Annotated in this window: 21 protein-coding genes and 1 tRNA gene; 11 read left to right on the top strand and 11 right to left on the bottom strand. The window is 69.7% G+C overall.

Features of this window, described 5'->3' with window-relative positions; all coding sequences use genetic code 11:
- Positions 1-8: 8 nt before the first annotated feature.
- Positions 9-656, bottom strand: a complete 648-nt coding sequence (locus ACFMQL_RS15230) for a CoA pyrophosphatase (protein ID WP_364062056.1) — start codon at positions 654-656, stop codon at positions 9-11.
- A gap of 40 nt (positions 657-696) precedes the next feature.
- Positions 697-1,431 carry an endonuclease III gene (gene nth / locus ACFMQL_RS15225; RefSeq protein WP_364062053.1) on the bottom strand — a complete coding sequence of 245 codons (735 nt, stop codon included), beginning with the start codon at positions 1,429-1,431 and terminating at the stop codon, positions 697-699.
- 268 nt (positions 1,432-1,699) lie between these two features.
- Here nth and ACFMQL_RS15220 point away from each other — a divergent pair, with 268 nt between their 5' ends.
- Positions 1,700-2,380, top strand: a complete 681-nt coding sequence (locus ACFMQL_RS15220) for a Crp/Fnr family transcriptional regulator (RefSeq protein ID WP_378785936.1) — start codon at positions 1,700-1,702, stop codon at positions 2,378-2,380.
- Here the strand turns inward: ACFMQL_RS15220 and ACFMQL_RS15215 are convergent.
- The 4 genes from ACFMQL_RS15215 to ACFMQL_RS15200 are packed head-to-tail and all read right to left on the bottom strand — an operon-like array spanning position 2,377 to position 4,649.
- A complete protein-coding gene (locus ACFMQL_RS15215; protein ID WP_364062050.1) occupies positions 2,377-3,168 on the bottom strand; it encodes an MBL fold metallo-hydrolase in 792 nt (263 codons plus the stop codon). The genes ACFMQL_RS15220 and ACFMQL_RS15215 overlap by 4 nt on opposite strands.
- A complete protein-coding gene (locus ACFMQL_RS15210) occupies positions 3,165-3,983 on the bottom strand; it encodes an NUDIX hydrolase (RefSeq protein ID WP_378790164.1) in 819 nt (272 codons plus the stop codon). The genes ACFMQL_RS15215 and ACFMQL_RS15210 overlap by 4 nt, the downstream gene beginning before the upstream one ends.
- Positions 3,984-4,038: 55 nt before the next feature.
- Entirely contained in the window at positions 4,039-4,497 is a 459-nt protein-coding gene (locus ACFMQL_RS15205) for a RidA family protein (RefSeq protein ID WP_364062044.1), read from the bottom strand.
- Positions 4,494-4,649: a hypothetical protein gene (locus tag ACFMQL_RS15200; RefSeq protein ID WP_364062041.1), complete on the bottom strand. Its 156-nt coding sequence runs from the start codon at positions 4,647-4,649 to the stop codon at positions 4,494-4,496. The genes ACFMQL_RS15205 and ACFMQL_RS15200 overlap by 4 nt, the downstream gene beginning before the upstream one ends.
- Positions 4,650-4,755: 106 nt before the next feature.
- Here ACFMQL_RS15200 and ACFMQL_RS15195 point away from each other — a divergent pair, with 106 nt between their 5' ends.
- A complete protein-coding gene (locus tag ACFMQL_RS15195; RefSeq protein WP_378785935.1) occupies positions 4,756-5,727 on the top strand; it encodes an ArsA-related P-loop ATPase in 972 nt (323 codons plus the stop codon).
- Entirely contained in the window at positions 5,724-6,851 is a 1,128-nt protein-coding gene (locus ACFMQL_RS15190) for an ArsA family ATPase (RefSeq protein ID WP_364062035.1), read from the top strand. The genes ACFMQL_RS15195 and ACFMQL_RS15190 overlap by 4 nt, the downstream gene beginning before the upstream one ends.
- 48 nt (positions 6,852-6,899) lie before the next feature.
- Here ACFMQL_RS15190 and ACFMQL_RS15185 read toward each other — a convergent pair whose 3' ends face one another.
- Positions 6,900-7,196 carry a WhiB family transcriptional regulator gene (locus ACFMQL_RS15185; protein WP_364062032.1) on the bottom strand — a complete coding sequence of 99 codons (297 nt, stop codon included), beginning with the start codon at positions 7,194-7,196 and terminating at the stop codon, positions 6,900-6,902.
- 243 nt (positions 7,197-7,439) lie between these two features.
- Here ACFMQL_RS15185 and ACFMQL_RS15180 point away from each other — a divergent pair, with 243 nt between their 5' ends.
- Positions 7,440-9,722, top strand: coding sequence for a transglycosylase domain-containing protein (locus ACFMQL_RS15180; RefSeq protein WP_364062030.1), 2,283 nt, complete (start codon positions 7,440-7,442; stop codon positions 9,720-9,722).
- Positions 9,723-10,046: 324 nt separating this feature from the next.
- Here the strand turns inward: ACFMQL_RS15180 and ACFMQL_RS15175 are convergent, their stop codons facing one another.
- Positions 10,047-10,505, bottom strand: a complete 459-nt coding sequence (locus tag ACFMQL_RS15175) for a GatB/YqeY domain-containing protein (protein WP_364062027.1) — start codon at positions 10,503-10,505, stop codon at positions 10,047-10,049.
- 109 nt (positions 10,506-10,614) lie between these two features.
- On the opposite strand from ACFMQL_RS15175, the gene ACFMQL_RS15170 reads away from it, so the two are divergent.
- From ACFMQL_RS15170 to ACFMQL_RS15140, 7 genes are all read left to right on the top strand, one after another.
- A complete protein-coding gene (locus ACFMQL_RS15170; RefSeq protein WP_378790163.1) occupies positions 10,615-11,478 on the top strand; it encodes a metallophosphoesterase in 864 nt (287 codons plus the stop codon).
- A 65-nt stretch (positions 11,479-11,543) separates the two neighbouring features.
- A tRNA-Pro gene (locus tag ACFMQL_RS15165) sits at positions 11,544-11,617 on the top strand.
- A gap of 366 nt (positions 11,618-11,983) precedes the next feature.
- Positions 11,984-12,943, top strand: coding sequence for an MBL fold metallo-hydrolase (locus ACFMQL_RS15160; protein WP_378785934.1), 960 nt, complete (start codon positions 11,984-11,986; stop codon positions 12,941-12,943).
- A gap of 404 nt (positions 12,944-13,347) precedes the next feature.
- A complete protein-coding gene (locus ACFMQL_RS15155) occupies positions 13,348-13,959 on the top strand; it encodes a hypothetical protein (RefSeq protein WP_378785933.1) in 612 nt (203 codons plus the stop codon).
- A 241-nt stretch (positions 13,960-14,200) separates the two neighbouring features.
- A complete protein-coding gene (locus ACFMQL_RS15150; RefSeq protein ID WP_378785932.1) occupies positions 14,201-14,707 on the top strand; it encodes a SigE family RNA polymerase sigma factor in 507 nt (168 codons plus the stop codon).
- Complete coding sequence (locus ACFMQL_RS15145; protein WP_364062015.1) at positions 14,704-15,546, top strand: hypothetical protein; 843 nt, start codon at positions 14,704-14,706, stop codon at positions 15,544-15,546. The genes ACFMQL_RS15150 and ACFMQL_RS15145 overlap by 4 nt, the downstream gene beginning before the upstream one ends.
- Before the next feature lie 352 nt (positions 15,547-15,898).
- The gene (locus ACFMQL_RS15140; RefSeq protein WP_378785931.1) at positions 15,899-16,369 is read left to right on the top strand and encodes a lamin tail domain-containing protein; all 471 of its coding nucleotides are present in this window, start codon (positions 15,899-15,901) and stop codon (positions 16,367-16,369) included.
- A 70-nt stretch (positions 16,370-16,439) separates the two neighbouring features.
- On the opposite strand, the gene ACFMQL_RS15135 is transcribed toward ACFMQL_RS15140, so the two are convergent.
- The 3 genes from ACFMQL_RS15135 to ACFMQL_RS15125 all read right to left on the bottom strand — a co-directional run bounded on the left by ACFMQL_RS15135 (position 16,440) and on the right by ACFMQL_RS15125 (position 19,116).
- Positions 16,440-17,099 carry a hypothetical protein gene (locus ACFMQL_RS15135; RefSeq protein ID WP_378785930.1) on the bottom strand — a complete coding sequence of 220 codons (660 nt, stop codon included), beginning with the start codon at positions 17,097-17,099 and terminating at the stop codon, positions 16,440-16,442.
- Positions 17,100-17,242: 143 nt separating this feature from the next.
- Positions 17,243-17,863, bottom strand: a complete 621-nt coding sequence (locus ACFMQL_RS15130; protein WP_378790162.1) for a response regulator — start codon at positions 17,861-17,863, stop codon at positions 17,243-17,245.
- 32 nt (positions 17,864-17,895) lie between these two features.
- Entirely contained in the window at positions 17,896-19,116 is a 1,221-nt protein-coding gene (locus tag ACFMQL_RS15125) for a sensor histidine kinase (RefSeq protein WP_364062003.1), read from the bottom strand.
- Positions 19,117-19,158 lie beyond the last annotated feature (42 nt).

Genomic DNA, 19,158 nt, shown 5'->3' with positions numbered 1-19,158 from the left:
GCGGCTACTCAGCGGGTGCTGAGCCTGACGGCATCGGGCGGCAGCTCCTCAACCCGCGTCGAGTCCCACGGACGTTCGAGACCGCCCTCGCGCAGCACGGTGTCGAGGATCATCGCGGTGAACCCCCACACCAGCATCCCCCGCACCCGGAACGCGGGCCCCGGCAGGCCGCCGCGCGGGTGGCGGAGCATGAGGCGGTTGGCCGGATCGACCAGCTCGGCGATCGGCACCCGCTCGACGGAGTCGACCTCGTCGGGCGAGGCCGCGTGCACCGCGGACGGCTCGCGCCACCAGGCGATCACCGGCGTGACGCGGTTGTCGCTGTAGGTGAGGTAGAGCTCGGGCATCGTGCAGATGACGTGGACCCCGCGCGGGTCGGCGCCGGTCTCCTCCTCGGCCTCGCGCAGCGCGGCCTCGATCGGCCCGGCGTCCTCGGGATCGACGCCGCCGCCCGGGAAGGCCGGCTGGCCCGCGTGATTGCGCCCGCGCGTGCTGCGCTGGATGAGCAGCACGTCGGGGCCGTTGGGCCCCTCGCCGAACAGCATGAGCACCGCGGCGGCCCGCCCGCGCCCGTCCGGTGGCCGGAGGGGGAGTGGGACTCTGATCCGCTGCGCTTGCGCCGCCAGTCGCTCCAGCCATTCGGGCACGTGGGTCACGCATCCTCCAACACGCGGTGGTACCGATCACTTCCCCGGGTCAGGAGAACGGGCCGGATCTGACGAGCTTCTCCGCCTGTGCGGGGTCGGTGGGCCCGGTGCCGTACGAGGGGCACAGCGCGGCCAGCGGGCACACCCCGCACGCGGGCCTGCGGGCGTGGCAGATGCGGCGGCCGTGCCATATCACCCGGTGGGAGAAGATCGTCCACTCGCTCTTGGGCAGCAGCTCGCCCACGGCGTGCTCGATCTTGACGGGGTCGGTCTCCTCGGTCCAGCCGAAGCGGCGTACCAGCCGCTGGAAGTGGGTGTCGACGGTCAGGCCCGGCACTCCGAAGGCGTTGCCGAGCACCACGTTGGCCGTCTTGCGGCCCACGCCGGGCAGCGTGACCAGGTCTTTCAGCCTGCCGGGCACCTCGCCGCCGTAGCGCTCGCAGATGGCCTGCGCCATGCCGATGATGCTGTTGGTCTTGGCGCGGAAGAAGCCGGTGGAGCGGATGATCTCCTCCATCTCCGCGCGGTCCGCCGCGGCGTAGTCCTCCACCGTGGGGTACTTCGCGAAGAGCACGGGGGTCACCATGTTGACCCGCTTGTCCGTGCACTGCGCGGACAGGATGGTCGCGACCAGCAGCTCGAGCGGGTTGGAGAAGTCGAGCTCGCAATGGGCGTCGGGGTAGGTCTCCGCGAGGATGCGGTTCATCCTGCGCGCCCGCCGGACCAGGGCGAGCCGGCTCTCCGGTTTGCGCCCCGCCGCTTTCGTCGCCGCGTTCGTCGCCATGCCGCAAGAGTAGAAGCTTCCGGGGACGGTTGAACCCATGTCAGGCGCTCAGAACGGCGGCGGCCTCGGCCGACGACCCGTGGCACACGGCCGGTCGAGCTCGAAAGGTGGTCCCGGTCACGATCCGGGAACGGACGTCCGGTACCTTTCCCTCCTGACCCTCCCGGACTTCACAAGTCCGGACAAGGCACAACCACTCTGGCGTTCCCCTAACCTGTAGACGCACGCCTGGAGTGGGGTGAGTCACAATGGCAGCAGAGGAGGCAGAGTGAACACCGAAGATGTGCTGGGCAAGGCCCCCCTGTTCGCCGCGCTGGACCGCGAAAGCGCCGCGGCGCTGCGCACGAGCATCACCGAGGTCCAGCTGTCCAAGGGACAGACGCTCTTCCACGAGAACGAGACCGGCGACCGGCTCTACGTCGTGCTCGAAGGCAAGATCAAGCTGTCCCGCACCTCCCCCGACGGGCGTGAGAACCTGCTCAGCGTGCTCGGGCCGAGCGAGATGTTCGGCGAGCTGTCGCTGTTCGACCCGCGGCCCCGTACGGCCACGGCGACGGCGCTGACCGAGGTCCGCCTGGCCGGCCTCGGCCACGACGACCTGCGCCCCTGGCTGACCGGCCGTCCCGAGGTGGCGCTCCACCTCCTCCGCGCGCTGGCCCAGCGGCTGCGCCGCACCAACGACGTGCTGGCCGACCTGGTCTTCACCGACGTCCCCGGGCGGGTGGCCAAGCAGCTTCTCGACCTCGCCGAGCGGTTCGGCACCAAGACCGAGGACGGCCTGCGGGTGCACCACGACCTGACCCAGGAGGAGCTGGCGCAGCTCGTCGGCGCCTCCCGCGAGACGGTCAACAAGGCCCTCGCCGACTTCGCCGGACGCGGCTGGCTGCGCATCGAGGCCAAGGCCGTGGTCATCCTCGACGTCGAGCGCCTGCGCAACCGTTCGCGCTAGCGCCCGTCGAGGTAGTCGAGCTGGGCGGCCACCGACATCTCGGCGGCCGGCCAGAGCGAGCGGTCGACGTCGGCGTACACGATCTTGACGATCTGGCGCGGCGTGCGCGCGCCCTGTTCGCGCGCCGCCCTGATCTGGTCGAGCCGCTGCCTGCGGTGTGCGATGTAGCCGTCGAGCGCGCCGATCGGGTCGGGCAGCACCGGGCCGTGGCCGGGTAGCAGCGCCCGCGCCTCCAGGCTTTCGGCGGCGGCCCTGAGCTTGTCGAGGCTGCGCAGGTAGTCGGCGAGGCCGCCGTCGCGGGCGACGATCGTGGTGCCCCTGCCCAGCACGGTGTCGCCGGTCAGCATCGCCCGATCGGCGGGCAGCCAGAAGCACAGCGAGTCGAACGAGTGGCCGGGCGTGCCGTACACCCGGATCTCCAGGTCGCCGACGGCCACCACGTCGCCGTCGGCGAGCCCCTCGTCGCCGAGGCGGTGACGAGGGTCGAGGGCGCGTACGGGCGCGTTCACCATCTGAGCGAACGCCTTCGCCCCTCCGCTGTGGTCGAAGTGGCCGTGGGTGAGCAGGATCGTGGTGACCCGCCGCTCCCCCAGATGGTCGCGTACGCGCCGCAGGTGGCCCTCGTCGTCCGGCCCCGGATCGACCACGATGACCTCGTCGCCGGTGCCGATCACCCACGTGTTGGTGCCGTCGAGCGTCATCACCGACGGGTTGGGCGCGAGCAGGTTCTCCGCGTGCTCGGTGCGCGAGCCGTCGGGCGAGCCGATCGGGATGTACAGGCCGCTCATGACGCCACCACCAGCCGCAGCTCGCCGTCCACCTCGACGGCCCTCGGCATGATCGTCACGATGTCGCGCGGCGTCGCCAGCACCTCCGCCACGTCGGCGCAGCCGGCCAGCTCGCTCAGCGTCCGGTACGTCGGCGGCATCAGGAAGATCTCGCCCCGGTGCGCCAGCTCGACGGCCTCGGCCGGCCGCTGCCAGACGACCCGGTCGGCCTCGCCGCCCACGTCGCGGGTGCGCTGGCCTTCGGGCAGCACGGCGACGAAGAACCGGGTGTCGAACCGCCTGGTCTCGACCTCCGGCGTGATCCAGTGCGCCCACGCCTTGAGCAGGTCCGTACGCAGCACCAGCCCCCGCCGGGACAGGAACTCGGCGAACGACAGCGAGCGGTCGATCAGCGCGAGCCTGTCGGCCTCCCAGTCGTCGCCCGTCGTGTCGTCCACGACCGAGTCAGGTCCTGGACCGGCCAGCAGCACGCCCGACTCCTCGAACGTCTCGCGCACCGCCGCGCACACCAGCCCGCGCGCCACCGCCTCGTCCGCGTGCAGCACCTCGGCCCACTCGGCGGGCGACGGCCCGGCCCATGCGACCGCCTGGTCGGTGTCGCGCGCGTCGACCGAGCCGCCGGGGAAGACGTACGCGCCGGCGGCGAAGGCCATGGTGGCCTTGCGCCGCAGCAGATAGACCTGTGGATGGCCCCCGGGCCCCGGGCGCAGGAGCACCACCGTGGCGGCGTCCCGCGCCGGAACCGGCTGGAGCCGCCCGGCCATGACCTCCCTGGCCCGGGCGGCGAGCTCGGCTGGTAGCAGCATTCCCGGCATCGCGGTCACATGACCTCCTCTAGAACTTCACTCGGTCATGGTGACATATGCCCATTCAGCCGACTTCGGCGATCAGCTCCACCTCGACGGGAGCGTCCAGCGGCAGCGCCGCCACGCCCACCGCGCTGCGCGCGTGCCTGCCCGCCTCGCCGAACACCTCCGCGAGCAGGTCGCTGGCGCCGTTGGCCACCTGCGGCTGATCCACGAAGTCCGGCGCGCTCGCCACGAACACCACGACCTTCACGATCCGCCGCACCCGCGACAGCTCACCCAGCTCGGCCTTCAGCGCGGCCAGGGCGTTGAGCACGCACTGGCGGGCCGCCGCCTTGCCCTCGTCCACGCCCAGGTCGGCGCCGAGCTTGCCGGTCTGGTGCAGCTTGCCCTCCAGGATCGGCACCTGGCCCGAGGTGTAGAGCAGGTCGCCGGTGCGCACGGTGGGCAGGTAGGAGCCGACCGGCGTGACGGGCGGCGGCAGCGTGTATCCGAGCTCCTCGAGCTTCTGCTCAGGCGTCACTGCTTCTCCCTCTTGAAGTAGGCGACGAGCTGCTCGGGATTGGCGCCCTGCACGATCTGGACGAGCTCCCAGCCGTCGGCGCCGAAGTTGTCGAGGATCATCTTGGTGTTGTGAATCAGCACGGGTGCTGTCAGGTACTCCCACTTCTTCATGGGGGCAGCTTATTGTGAGCAATCTCAAATGGTGGTCGCAGGCTTTCGACAAGTGACCGTTCGGTAGCCTCAAGTCGTGGACTCGACGGACACACATTGGGCCGACGTGCGGCTTCATGTCGTCACCGGCAAGGGCGGCACGGGCAAGACGACCGTCGCCGCCGCCCTCGCCCTCGCGCTGGCCTCGGGCGGCCGCAAGGTGCTGCTCGTCGAGGTGGAGGGCAGGCAGGGCATCGCCCAGATCTTCGACCTGCCGCCGCTGCCGTACGAGGAGCGCAGGATCGCCGTCGCGCCCTCCGGAGGCGACGTCTACGCGCTGGCCATCGATCCAGAAGAGGCCATGCTCGAGTACATGGAGATGTTCTACGGGATGCGCCGGGCCGGCCGGGCGCTGACCAAGATGGGCATCGTCGACTTCGCCACCACCGTGGCCCCTGGCTTCCGCGACGTGCTGGTCACCGGCAAGACCAGCGAGGCCGTGCGCAGGCGCGGCAAGAACGGCCGCAGGGTCTACGACGCGGTCGTCATGGACGCGCCGCCCACCGGCCGCATCACCCGCTTCCTCAACGTCACCGAAGAGGTGGCCGGCCTGGCCAAGGTCGGGCCCATCAAGAACCACTCCGAGCTCGTCAAGGGCGTCGTGAAGTCCGCCGAGACGGCCGTGCACTTCGTCACCCTCCTGGAGGAGATGCCGGTCCAGGAGACCCTCGACGGCATCTCCGAGCTGCGCGCCGCCGGGCTGCCCGCGGGCGGCGTCTTCGTCAACATGGTGCGCGAGTCGCAGCTCCCCCAGCCCGTACTCGACGCCGCCGCCCAGGGCCGCTTCAACCCCGAGGAGCTGGTGCTCGGGCTCAAGGCCGCGGGTGTGGCCGACGGCGCGCAGGCCGGCGAGCTGGCCAGGGCGCTGGGCGAGGAGGTCGTCGAGCACGCGCACCGCACCGAGCTTGAGCGTGCCGAGCGCGAGACGCTGGCCGGAGCCGGGCTGCCCCGCTACGAGCTGCCGCTGCTCGCCGACGGCGTGGACTTGGCCGGCCTGTACGAGCTGGCAGAGAGCATGCGCACCCAGGGAGCAGCGTGAAAAAGCCCCCAGCACTCGACCTCGACGCCATCCTCGACGACCGGGGCACCAGGATCATCGTCTGCTGCGGCGCCGGCGGCGTGGGCAAGACCACGACCGCGGCGGCGCTCGGCCTGCGGGCCGCCGAGCGCGGCCGCCGCGTGGTCGTGCTGACCGTCGACCCGGCCAGGCGGCTGGCGCAGTCGATGGGGCTGACCGAGCTCGACAACACTCCGCGCCTGGTCAGCTCGCCCGAGGGCGGCGGCCAGCTCTACGCGATGATGCTCGACATGAAGCGTACGTTCGACGAGATCATCGAGGCGCACGCCGACCCTGAGCGGGCCCGCCAGATCCTGTCGAACCCCTTCTACCAGTCCCTGTCGTCCAGCTTCTCCGGCACCCAGGAGTACATGGCGATGGAGAAGCTGGGCCAGCTCCGCCGCTCGGACGAGTGGGACCTGATCATCGTCGACACGCCGCCGTCGCGGTCGGCGCTCGACTTCCTCGACGCGCCCGAGCGGCTCGGCCGGTTCCTCGACGGCCGCTTCATCCGGCTGCTGACCGCGCCTGCCAAAGCCGGAGGACGCAGTGCGTTCCGGCTGCTCAACGCCGGATTCGGGCTCATGGCGGGAGCGATGACCAAGCTGCTGGGCGCGCAGGTGATCAAGGACCTTCAGACGTTCGTCTCCGCGCTCGACGCCGTCTTCGGGGGGTTCAGGCAGCGGGCCGAGATGACGTACCGGCTGCTCCAGGCCCCTGGCACGGCCTTCCTCGTGGTCGCCGCGCCCGAGCGCGACGCGATGCGCGAGGCCTCCTACTTCGTGGAGCGCCTGGCCGAGGAGCGCATGCCACTGGCCGGTCTGGTGGTCAACCGGGTGCACGTCTCGCCCGCAGCCGGGCTTTCAGCCGCCCGCAGCGCCGCCGCCGCGGAGGACTTGGAGTCGAGGGGCGAGCACGAGCTCACCGCGGCCGTGCTGCGGCTGCACGCCGGGCGAATGCAGCTCGCCGCCCGCGAGAACCGCGAGCAGGAGCACTTCGTCTCGGCCCACCCCACGGTGCCCGTGGTGCAGGTCCGCGCCATGTCCGAGGACGTCCACGACCTGGCGGGGCTGCGCCAGATCGGGAACCTGCTGGCCACCGCATAGAAGTACGGCCGGCGGCGGCGCCGGCCGTACACGGTCGCCGGGCTGGGATCAGCCCGCGATCAGCTCATTGGTGCGTTCGTACTCGTTCTTGGCGGACTCGAGCAGGTCTCGCCACGAGGTGACGTCAGGGCGCCGTCGAAGCAGCGCGCGACGTTCCCGTTCGGTCATGCCGCCCCACACCCCGAACTCGATGCGGTTGTCCAGCGCATCGGCGAGGCACTCAGTGCGGACCGGGCAACCCCGGCAGATGAGCTTCGCCCTGTTCTGCGCGGCGCCCTGCACGAACAGGGCATCCGGATCCGCACCCTTACAGGCGGCACGGGAGGTCCAATCCGTGATCCACATTTTTCGACCCCACTCCCCTTAGGTGGTCAGTCGTCATTTGGGGCCGACGGGCGCGGGCGCCGAGCCTCCGTATTCAGTTGCCGCAGGGAGAACGTACGCAACCAGACGTTCGGGCCGACAGACCCCAGAGGACCAATTTCTCGCGGGTGATGTTGACCGGGAATGACTAGTCACCCCCGTCAGTCAAGGTGAAATGGTGTCCTGCTACCGATTCGGTCTGGGTTTCGACGTACTCTTAGAGACGTGCAAGCCCAGGGCAAACGTCGTTCCAACCCCATCCTCAGCGTCCTGCGCCTCCTCATCGCGGGCTCGGCGGCTGGGGTGCTCGCCGCCGCCGTGGCCCTTCCGGCGGTAGGCGGAGTGGGCATGTCGACCAAGACCGCAGTCGAGGGACTCAACCTCAAGCCCGAGGAACTCGACGAACCTCCTCTGCCGGAGCGCACCGAACTCTACGACGCGGACGGCAACAAGATCGCCCAGTTCTACTTCGAGAACCGGGAGTCCGTCACCCTCGACAAGGTCGCCCCGATCATGCGCGAAGCCCTGATCGCGATCGAGGACTTCCGTTTCTACCAGCACGGGCCGATCGATGTGGAGGGAACGGCCAGAGCGCTGATGAAGAATCTCACCAGCGGCGGCGTCACGCAGGGTGGATCGTCGATCACCCAGCAGTACGTCAAGCAGGTGCTGGTCAACAAGGCCGAGACGCCTGAGGAGCAGGCGGCGGCCATCGCGCCCACGATCTCGCGCAAGCTGACCGAGCTGCGCTACGCCATGGCGATCGAGGAGAAGTACACCAAGGACCAGATCCTGGAGAAATACCTCAACATCGCCTACTTCGGTGCGGGCGCCCACGGCATCCAGGCCGCCGCCAAGAGGTTCTTCGACAAGCCGGCCTCCAAGCTCAACCTGACCGAGGCCGCCACGCTCGCCGGCGCCGTGCAGAACCCGGCGCGCACCGACCCCAACGTCAGCGCCGAGTCGCGGCAGCGCCTGCTGGAGCGGCGCAACATCGTGCTCGACCGGATGGCGGAGCTCGGCAAGATCACGCCGCAGGAGGCGGCGAAGGCCAAGAAGAAGAAACTGGGCTTCAAGGACGTCAAGGCGCCCGGCGGCTGCGAGGCCAGCAAATACCCGTACTTCTGCCTCTACGTCCAGTACGAGATCCTCAACAACGAGGACTTCGGCAAGAACCGCGAGGAGCGCAGGAAGCTGCTCCAGCGCGGCGGCCTGCAGATCAAGACCACGCTCGACCCCAAGATGCAGGCGGCCGCCGAGAAGGCGATCAGGAAGTACGTCAGCCCCAAGGACAAGCCCGTGGCCTCGCAGGCCATGGTCGTCCCCGGCACCGGCGAGATCAAGGCCATGGCCGCCTCGCGGAAGTTCGGCCGCAGCAAGAAGAAGAACGAGATGAGCTACAACATCGTGGCCGACGCCGCGCACGGCGGCGGCCACGGGTTCCAGCAGGGCTCGACGGCCAAGGTCTACACGCTGGCCGCCGCCCTGGAGGAAGGGCTCAAGTACGGCGACGGCTTCCCCTCGCCGGCCGGCTACAAGGCCCGTGGCTACAGCACGTTCAAGAACTGCAAGGGCCAGAACGTCGGCGACCCGTCCCACACCGTGCGCAACTCCAGCGAGGGCGGCGGCGGCTTCAAGACGCTGGAGACCGGCACCTGGGGCTCGGTCAACACGTTCTTCATGCGGCTGCAGGAGAAGGTCGGGCTCTGCGACGTCGTCAAGATGGCCAAGAAGCTCGGCGTCAAGCGGGCCGACGGGCAGAAGCTGTCGGAGGTCGAGACGTTCACGCTCGGCGTCAACGAGGTCGACCCCGTCACCATCGCCAGCTCCTACGCCGTCTTCGCCTCCCGCGGCAAGTACTGCAAGCCGCTCGCCATCACCGAGATCAAGGACCGCAACGGCAAGGTCAAGCAGTACAAGCCCAAGTGCAACCAGGTCCTCGAAGAGGAGGTCGCCGACGCCGTCAGCGGCATCCTGTCCGGGGTGTTCACCAAGGGCACGATGACCGAGGTCGGCGGCATCGGGCGCGACGCGGCCGGCAAGACCGGCACCACCGACAACTACATGTCGGCCTGGTTCTCCGGCTACACCCCCAACCTCGCCTCCGCCGTCAGCCTGGGCGACCCGCGCGGCACCTCGGCCCACAAGCTGATCGGCGTCACCATCGGCGGGCGCTACTACCCGTACGTGTACGGCTCGTCGATCTCCGGGCGCATCTGGAAGGACTCCATGATCCAGGCGCTCAAGGGGATCGAGCCGGCCGAGTTCAAGCCGGTCGACAAGTCGCGGTTCGGCGGGTGCACCGACCACTGCGCGCCCAAGCCGAAGAAAAAGAAGAAGGACGACGACGGCGGCAACCCGTTCGACTTCTTCGACCGCGACCAGTTCGGTGACGGGCCGCAGGACCGGGGCGACCGCGGGCGCGGCGGCTGGGGCGACAACGACCGTGGCCGCGGGCGCGCCGGCGACAACGGGCCGCCGTTCACCATGCCCGACGGCCGACGCTGAGAGTCTCTGAGACGCCCTGAGACGCTTTGAGGCCTCCTCCCTTCGCGGGTGGAGGCCTCAAAGCTGTTGAATGCCTACGAATGCCGCCTGACGGGCCGCTGGGGCGCAGAGAGGCGCCGGAGGCCGTACGGGGAGGCATGGGGACGCTCCGGGCGAACCAGAGCCGTACAGCGGGCCGTGGACCGGGACACCGTGCGGCGAGTTCCGTCACCCGGTACCGAACCCGCGAAGCCCGGGCCGCGTGCCGAAAGCCCGGTAGGACCGAAAGGAGCCCTGCCGAAAGGGGCCCTGAACCGAGACCGCGTACCAGAAGCCCCGTAGGCCCTACTTACCGGTGAGGCGGGCACGCACCAGGGCGGCCACCCTGCCACCCTCGGCCCGGCCGGCGACCTTCGGGTTGACCGCCTTCATGACCTGGCCCATGGCCTGCGGCCCCGAGGCGCCGGTCTCGGCGATGGCGGCGTCGACCAGCGCGGCGAGCTCCTCGTCGGACAGCTGCGCGGGAAGGTACTCCTCCAGCACCGCCTGCTCGGCCAGCTCGGCCTCGGCCTGCTCCGTGCGGCCCGCGTTGCGGAACGCCTCGGCGGCCTCGCGCCGCTTCTTCGCCTCCTTGGTCAGGACCTTGATGACCTCGTCGTCGGTCAGCTCCCTGGCCTCCTTGCCCGCGACCTCCTCGACGTTGATCGCGGCCAGGGCCATGCGGACCGTACGCAGACGTACCTCGTCCTTGCTCTTCAGCGAGGCCGTCAGGTCGGCCTTCAGCTTGTCCTTCAATGCGCTCATGCGCTTTATCTTGCCGCCTGCGCGGACCACCCCGTCGCCATCCGGACTCCGCTGGCCGGATGTCGGGCATCATGAAGGTGTGAGGAAAGCCGTCGCAGTGCCCCTGTCCATGCTCGGTCTCGGCCTGGCCGGGCTGGGCTACGCGTCCGTCGTCGAGCGCAACTGGTTCCGGCTGCGCCGCTTCGACGTGCCCGTTCTCGAGCGGGGGCAGCGTCCCGTACGCGTCCTGCACCTGTCCGACCTCCACCTGACGCCGCGCCGCACCATGCTGATCAACTGGGTGCGCTCGCTCGGCGCCCTGGAGCCCGACCTCGTGGTCAACACCGGCGACTCCATCGCGCACCCCGAGGCCGTTCCCGCGCTCCTGCACGCCCTGGAGCCCCTGCTGTCGCGTCCTGGCCTGTTCGTGTACGGCTCCAACGACCTCTACGCGCCGCAGCCGAAGAACCCGGCACGCTACCTGTGGCGCACCTCCAAGAACGACCGCCGCCAGCACACGCCCAACCTGCCCTGGGAGGAGCTGGGGGCCGGCATGGCCGCCGAAGGCTGGCTCGACATGAACAACACCACGGCCCGCATCAAGGTCGGCGACCTCGACGTGGCCGTGGCCGGCATCGACGACAGCCACATCAACCGCGACCGCTACGACCTCGTCGCCTGCCCGGCCCCCGCGGACGCCGACCTGCGCCTCGGCGTCATGCACTCGCCCGAGCCGCGCAACATGTCCCGCTTCGCCGCCGACGGCTACCAGCTCCTGCTGGCCGGCCACACGCACGGCGGCCAGCTCTGCATCCCGTTCTACGGCGCCCTGGTCACCAACTGCGGCATCGACCGCGCCCGCGTCAAGGGCCTCAGCCGCCACGACAACGCCTGGCTGCACGTCTCCGCCGGCCTCGGCACCTCCCCTTACGCCCCCGCCCGATTCGCCTGCTTCCCCGAGGCCACGCTGCTGACGCTCGTGCCCCGGAGATAAAGGCGGTCACAAGCACTTGGGAAGTCCGCTAGACTCTTACAAGCACGCACACGACGGGCGTGCACCGGGGTGTAGCGCAGCTTGGCAGCGCGCTTCGTTCGGGACGAAGAGGTCGTGGGTTCAAATCCCGCCACCCCGACACAGTTGCCGCAGGCAGAGGGTCTGATCCGCACAGCGGATCGGGCCCTTTTCCGTGTCTGGACGTCGATGGGTAGCGTCCTGGTGGCCAGGTCGCCGGAGAATGCGTCCAGCCACTCATCCACGTGATCCGCACGCAGCTGCCACAGCTTCGGCTTCCCCAACCTGGGGATGACGCGCGTCTCCGCGAGGATGCGCATCTAGGTGACGGTCCTTCCCGATGATGTCCACCCGGGGGTGGGATCAGGTCCGACCTGGCGCGATATCGGCTCCCTTATCGGTCGGCGATGAAGATCGCTATTGGACATGCGGAAACGAGGTCTGCTTCGCTGTCCGAACCGTCTTCCGAGAAAGCAGGTATTGGTTGATGCCGTCCCGTCGTACCGTGCTGGCCGCCGCCGCCCTGCTACCGCTGGCGGTAGGCGCGCGCCCGGCATCAGCCGCGCCCAAGACCGTGCAGGACTATTACGACCGCGCGGCCAAGCTCGCCGGCGACGACCCCGTACTGAAGGCCCTGGTCAAGGCGCTCTCCCCCGACCTCCAGATGCCGGCCGTGCAGCCTGTCAAGCCGTTCAAGATCTTCGACAACGTCGCGGTGGTCGGCACCACGTTCGTCCAGGCCATGGCGCTGCTCACCTCGAAGGGCGTCATCCTCATCGACGCGATGGGCTCACCGGACGACGCCAGGAAGATCATCATTCCCGGCCTGCGTGCCGTCGGCGTGAACCCCACCCACATCAAGTACGTGGTGGCCGCCCACGGTCACGACGACCACTTCGGCGGCGCACAGTACCTCGCGGACACGTACGGAGCCCGGGTCATGATGCACAAGGCCGACTGGGACCTCATCGCCAAAGAACGCCCTGAGCACGCCCCCAAGCGCGACCTCGAGATCACCGACGGCCAGAAGCTGACCCTCGGCGACGCCACGATCGTCTTCCACCACAGGCCGGGCCACACCCCCGGTACCGTCTCGCCCGTCTTCCCGGTCCGCTGGAAGGGCCGCCGCCACACCGCGATCCTGTGGGGCGGCACCAACCCGCCCGCCACGACGGCGGCCAAGCGAACGTACCTGTCCTCCGTACGTACGGCCGCCGTCGCGATGCGTAAGGCCGGCGTGGACGTCGAGCTGAACAACCACGGCGGCGCCGACTACGGCCTGACCCGCATCGAGCAACTCCGTGCGGGAGCCACGAAGAACCCCTTCATCATCGGCCCGGCCAGGACGCAGCGCTTCATGAAGGTCATGGAGACGATGCTGCGCGGCCGCATCCTCCAGGACCAGCAGAAGGCCGCGTCCGGCCGCTCAACACCCACCTGCTGCTGACGCCGCTCATTCAGCGGAAAACCACCGCGTCGCCAAGCCGCTCAAGGAGGGAAAAGAGGCACGCCCCACACTTTCCGGACTTCCTCCCTCCCCTCAGGCCGGCGGACACTTCGAAAGACGAGATCGAGTCCGTCCTGGCCACACCACGCACTCCGCCGCGCCCACCACGAGTGCCCCGGTCGGCGTGCATGGGTATTCGATGGCTGGGCCAGGGGGGTGAACGATGAGGAGGATCTGCGTGTTCGCCTTTTGGGCGCTCCTTTTAGCGCTCCTCATCGCGATATTCGCAGGGATCGTCATGAACGGAGTCGAGAAGCCTCCGTGGCCGCCGAGCGGTCTATGAGACTCCTGCTGCTGAGCCGGCCGGTTCGTGAGTGCACTGAGCCGATGTGACGTCAGGTGCGGTGTCCGGTGACCTCTGCGGCGCTCTCTGGAATCATGAAGCGAAAGGCAGCATGACCGAGGGAGGGCATGTGGCCGGACGTAGCCATTCATACGACTACGGCGGGTCGTCCGGGTCCGGATGCCTGGTCTTCCTCCTGGCGATAAGCGCCGTCCTCGGCTACTTCATCGTCAGCTCGGACCCGACCGACGGGTTGGATTACGCGTCCGGCGATGCACCGGTGGAAATGAAGAGGGCGCTCTGCTACTCCGACTCCGGTCCCTGCCCACCGCCCGGCTTCAAATGGACCGTGCCCGCTTCAGGCGTCATCCGGACCCGGTTCGAACGCGAGGACATCCACGACCGGACGAAACTACGAGGCTGGTTCCGCCTGGATGCGCGCCTCTTCATCGAGGAGCAGCAAGAGGTCCGGGACTGTCCGGCCGTGGTGGACTGGTCATTACTGGTGGACGGCAAAGCCATAGCGCAGGGCACGGTCACGGCGGGCAGCGGAGACCACGAGGTCACCGGCACTCCGCCGCGCGACGCCCGATTCATGCGGCTCACCGCGCGGCGTACCGACTCCTTACCCTGTCGCGGCACCTTCCAGTGGATCTCCGCGGGCCTGGACTGACGGCCGTCCTCCCAGGCGTGGCCTCCAGCTGAGGACGGCGGTGGCTTCAGATCTCGACCAGGTGCTCGGGGACATGGCCCGCGCCGGCTCCTCCCTGCCGGCATCGAGACGTCCCGCCGCCGCTTCGGCGCCTGACTTCCGCATCCGCGCCTTGGAGCAGCCCCTGCCGCAAGGGTTGTTCGCCGGTACGCCATAGGTCCGGTGAAGCGTCGCGTCTTAGGAGGCGAACCGAGGAGATGTGTTGAACAACGAGCAGAAACGCGACTTCGCAGACTTCGTAGCGGCTCGATCGGACAGCCTCATCAGGCTCGCCTACGTCCTCACCGGCGACCAGGACACGGCCGAGGACCTGCTCCAAACCGCGCTGACCAAGACCGCGAGCCGCTGGAACAAGATCCGTGACAACCCCGAGGCGTACGTGCGGAAGGTCATGTACCACGAACAGGTCAGCCGCTGGCGAAGTCCCCGCTGGGGCAGGGAGAAATTGGTGGACTCGCCCCCTGAGCGGATGGCGAGTGACCGTACGGCCGAGGTAGACGACCATCTTGCCCTGCAGCAGGCCCTGCGCGCGCTGCCACCGCGCAAGCGCGCCGTGCTGGTGCTGCGCTACTACGAGGATCTCCCGGAATCCGAGGTCGCCACGATCATGGGCTGCTCGGTGGGAACCGTACGCAGCCAGACCCATCAAGCCATCACCCGGCTCCGCGAGCTGGTCCGCAAGCCCGTCATGCTGGAGGCCTGGAAATGAACGTCGATGAGAAGACCATCGCCGCTGAGCTGCGGCGGCTGGCGGACGCCTCCCGTCCCGTGAACGAGCAGGCCATGGTGGCGCGGGCCGTCGCAGGGGCGAGACGCCGCCGCCTGACCTGGTCGCTGGCCGCGAGCGCGGTCGCCGTCGCCGCCGGCGCGCTGATCGCGGTCCCGCTCACCCTGGGCACGACCACGGCGACTCCTGCGAGCGGTCCCGCCGGCCTGCCGGCCAACACCTCCGCGCAGCTCCAGTCCGTACGGGACTGCATGCCGCTGGGAGGGCCGGTGGACGGCATGGACACCCGCAAGCGATACCCGGCGGACGCCGACGTCAAGGACTTCCGCGAGCTGGTGGTGTACCGCGACGACGTCGGCTCGACCGCGCTCGTCGGCAGCGAGACCGGCTTCGTCCTCTGCACGCCGCAGAAGGACAAGGAAGCGTTCCCCAGCTCCCCCGTCTTCACGCCGTGGGGGTCCGCCCTGCCCGGCGACCTCGACGCGGGCGTCTCCGGGCCGCTGACCGTGGACGCGTACACGACGGAGACCGACTCCAACGCCATGTCGGACGACGACCAGAGCGGCGGCCGCTACCGCGTCGTGGCGGGGCGCGTGGCGCGGGAGGTGACCCGCGTCGAGATCGACTGGGCGGACGGCAGGCGCACGGACGCCGCGGTGGCCGGCGGCTTCTTCATCGGGCGGGTGCCCGCGCGCGTGAACGCGGACGGCAAGCACCTCGACACCCCCGCCGTGACCGTGACCGCGTACGACCAGACGGGCGAGGTCATCGACCGCAGGGCAGAGGTACCGTACGCACCTCTCGGTCCGGTATCACGCTGAACCACCGCCCAGGTGACGACCTGAAGCGCATCCGCCCTCTTTCAGGGAGGGCGGCTTGCCCCGGACCGTCCCGGCCAGGCTCGGCATCATCTCCCACAGGGGTCGGGGCGGGGAGCGATCCGGACACGGGCGAGATCCTCGGGCATGAAGAGGATCTTCCAGGTCCCCAGGGGCATGGTCGCAGGATCACCTGGGCGGATGGCGGCCGATCAACGCGACATTGTCCCGTCCGTTCCTCGACTCAGAGTCAGGACGCGCATGGGACATCAAACCGATACGGAACGGTCCATTCCTTTCTCAGCAACATCAATAGGATCGTTCCATTCCATCTCACTCCCCAGGAGGCGTCCCTGTGAGTGTTCGATCTCTGCTGACCGCCGCCCTGTTATCCGCGTCCGTCGTCGCCGTCGCGCAGCCGGCGTACGCCGCCGCGCCTGCCGTCAAGATCACGAAGATTTACTACGACTCGCCCGGCTCGCCGGACGACGGCGGGAACCGTAGCCTGAACGGCGAGTACGTCCAGATCAGGAACATGACGAAGAAGGCCGTCAACCTCGCGGGCTGGACCATCCGCGACGCGACCCGGCGGCCGGACCACGTCTACACGTTCGGCAAGTTCGTCCTGAAGCCCGGCAAGACGGTCACCCTGCGCACCGGCAAGGGCACGAACACCAGCACCACCCGCTACTGGGGCAGGAGCGGCGGCACCCTCGCCTACATCTGGAACCAGGTCAGCGACACCGCCTACCTGCGGAACCCGGCCGGGAAGCTGATCGACTCCTGCTCGTACAACTCGTCGCGGCAGGACTACAAGATCTGCTGAGCCCGTTCCACATGTAGGGAGCCGACCGCCGTTCTGGAGGGGGACGGCGGTCCGGCATGCGCGGTCCCGATCAGCGCGTACGGACGACGGCCAGTACGGCCATCAGGGCGAAGACCGCGCCCACGAGCAGCGCCGAGGCGACCCCGACGAGCAGCGGCGGGAGGAAGAGGGAGCCCGCCGCGCAGGCCGCGCCGAGAGCCGTCAGCGCCAGGCCGCCCTCGCGGTGCGACCGCTGCCAGGCCGCGATCAGCCTGCCGATCGAGCCGTCCGGCACGGCATCGGACGAGCCCATCGCGGGCAGCGCGCGTCCCAGGATGATCAGTACGATCCCGAGCGCCACCCCCATCACCCGCTCCACCGGGATGTCGTATCCCGCCTCCTTGGCCAGCGCTACGGCTTGGAGCGTCACAAGCAGCAGGGGCAGGACGACGAAGAGCACGTTCAGAGCCCGCGCCTGCGCGTGCGGCGGGGCGATGAGCAAGGGAGGGAAGTGACGGGCCAGCCTGCGCTGGACGATCAACCCCACGGGCGTGAGCGCGGCGACGATGAGCAGCCCCGCGGGCAGGGCGCCGGCCATGACGAGCCGCGGCACCGTGGCGCCCGCGCGGGTATCGGTGGCCTCGCGGGTGACGATGTGTTCGGGCAGGGAGTCCCACAGCGCCCAGGCGATCGCGATCATGGCGAGGAAACCGGCGGTGGAGACGATGACGCCGGCCCATGGCGGGCGCACCGCACGGGGCCGGCGGGCTCGTGGTGCTGCATGCGAGCACCGTAGATCGCGGGGTTCGGACGCGGCATCCACCGCGCGACATGGATCAGGTCATGTCCTGACGGCCGGGCGGGCATGACCGGAGTCATGGCACCGCCGTACGCCTATCGGTGCCGGGTGACCCAGACCGCGAGCTGGGTCCGGTCGCGCAGGCCGAGCTTGCGCAGGCAGCTCGAGATGTGGTTCTTGGCGGTGCCCTCGGTGATATGGAGGCGGCGCGCGATCTCCCTGTTCGTGGCGCCCGAGCCGACCAGCAGGGCGATCTCGTACTCGCGGCCGGTCAGCCCGCAGGGCGGCTCATCCGGTGAGGGTCCGGTACGGGGGACGGCGCCCTCGCGTACGGCCGCGACCAGGCGTTCCGTAGCGGCACCGCCCAGCACGGTCTCGCCGCGCGCCACCCGCCTGATCGCCGACACCAGTTCGTCGGGCGGGGTGTCCTTGAGCAGGTGCCCCTTGGCCCCTGCCCGCAGGCCGCCGAAGATGTAGTCGTCATCGTCGAACGTCGTCAGGATCACCGGCGCGATGTCCGGATACTCCGTACGCAGCCGCGAGACCAGCTCGACCCCGTCCATGACGGGCATGCGGGCGTCCACGAGCGCCACGTGGGGGTGCTCGGCGGGCGGGGTACGCGACAGCAGCGCGAGCGCGTCCGCGCCGTTCTGCGCGGATCCGGCCACCTCGATGCCCGGCTCGATCTCCAGCAGCTTGCGCAGGCCCTCCCGCATCAGGACCTGGTCGTCCACCAGCAGCACCCGGATCACGTCGGCGTACTCCCCATCTCGGTCGCTCGCACCGGCACCACGGCCTGGAGGGTGAAGCCGGCGCCGGGCTCGCTGCGCACGTCCAGGGTGCCGCCGATCGACTCCAGGCGTTCCCGCAGGCCGCGCAGCCCGAAGCCGCTTTCCGTCGTGTCCGGTTCGGCTCCTTCGCCGTCGTCGGAGACCGTCACCCGCACCCGCTCGGGTGTGCCGTCGAGTGCGACCGCGACGTGCCCGGCCTTGGCGTGACGCAGCGCGTTGGTCAGGCCCTCCTGGATGACGCGGTAGCAGGCGAGCACGCGCTCCTCGTCCAGGTCCGGCCAGGTGCCCGTCACGGTGAACGCCACGTCGGTGCCGTACGACCGCGCGAGGGCGCGCAGGGCTTCGACGCCCGTACGGCCCTCCATGCGCAGCGGCCTGAGCGCGCGCACCCAGCGGCGGGTCTCGGCCAGGGCCTCCAGGGTCAGCTCCTTGGCCTGGCGCACCTCGTCCCAGGCGGCCTCGGGGCGCGCGGTGCGGAAGCGCTCGGCGTTCGCGAGGCCCATGTTGATGACCGTCAGGTAGTGGCCGACCGAGTCGTGCATGTCCCTGGCCATCCTGGCGCGTTCCTCGGCGATGGCGAGGTCACGCGTACGGGCGGCGTAGCGCCGCAGCTCGGCGTGCGCCTCCTCCAGGTCGGCCAGGAGCCGCCGGGTCTCCTCGGCCCGGCGCTGGGACTCGATCATCGCGGCCACCACGACCATGATGATCAGACCGAGGAGCAGCACCAGCACTCCGTCGATCACGGCCCCGAGCGCCGACCTTCCGGGGTTGAGCAGGCCGAGTACGACGCCGAACAGCGCGGCCGTCGCCACGTACCCGATGCTGCCGCGCCGCCCGAACACGATCAGCGCGTTGCCGACCGCCACGCTCACGATCAGCGGCGCCACGATGCCGCCGGCGGGAAGGAGCAGCAGGCTCGCGGCCAGGAACGCCACGGTGACCGCCCTGCGCGGCGGCGCCGGCCGCCGCCGCCACGGCAGCAGCGGCCAGAGCACGCAGATCAGCGGCAGCGCACCGGCGCCGGCCAGTGGGAACGCCTTCGCCAGAGGCCAGCCGAACTCGTCCAGCCTCCACAGCGCACCCGCGACCGTCACGGCGCTGATGAACGCGGAACCCCAGAAGAACACGCTGAGCACCAGAGGAGGGCGGTCATCGGTGAAGCCCGCCCAGCGGCTCATCTCCCGTAAGGACCCGGCGCCCGGCACAAAGCGAGCCTAACC

The organism is Nonomuraea fastidiosa, from assembly GCF_042751225.1.
Lineage (GTDB): Bacteria > Actinomycetota > Actinomycetes > Streptosporangiales > Streptosporangiaceae > Nonomuraea > Nonomuraea fastidiosa.
The sequence above is the reverse complement of the archived record's forward strand: the minus strand, read 5'-3'. Positions and strand labels throughout refer to the sequence as shown.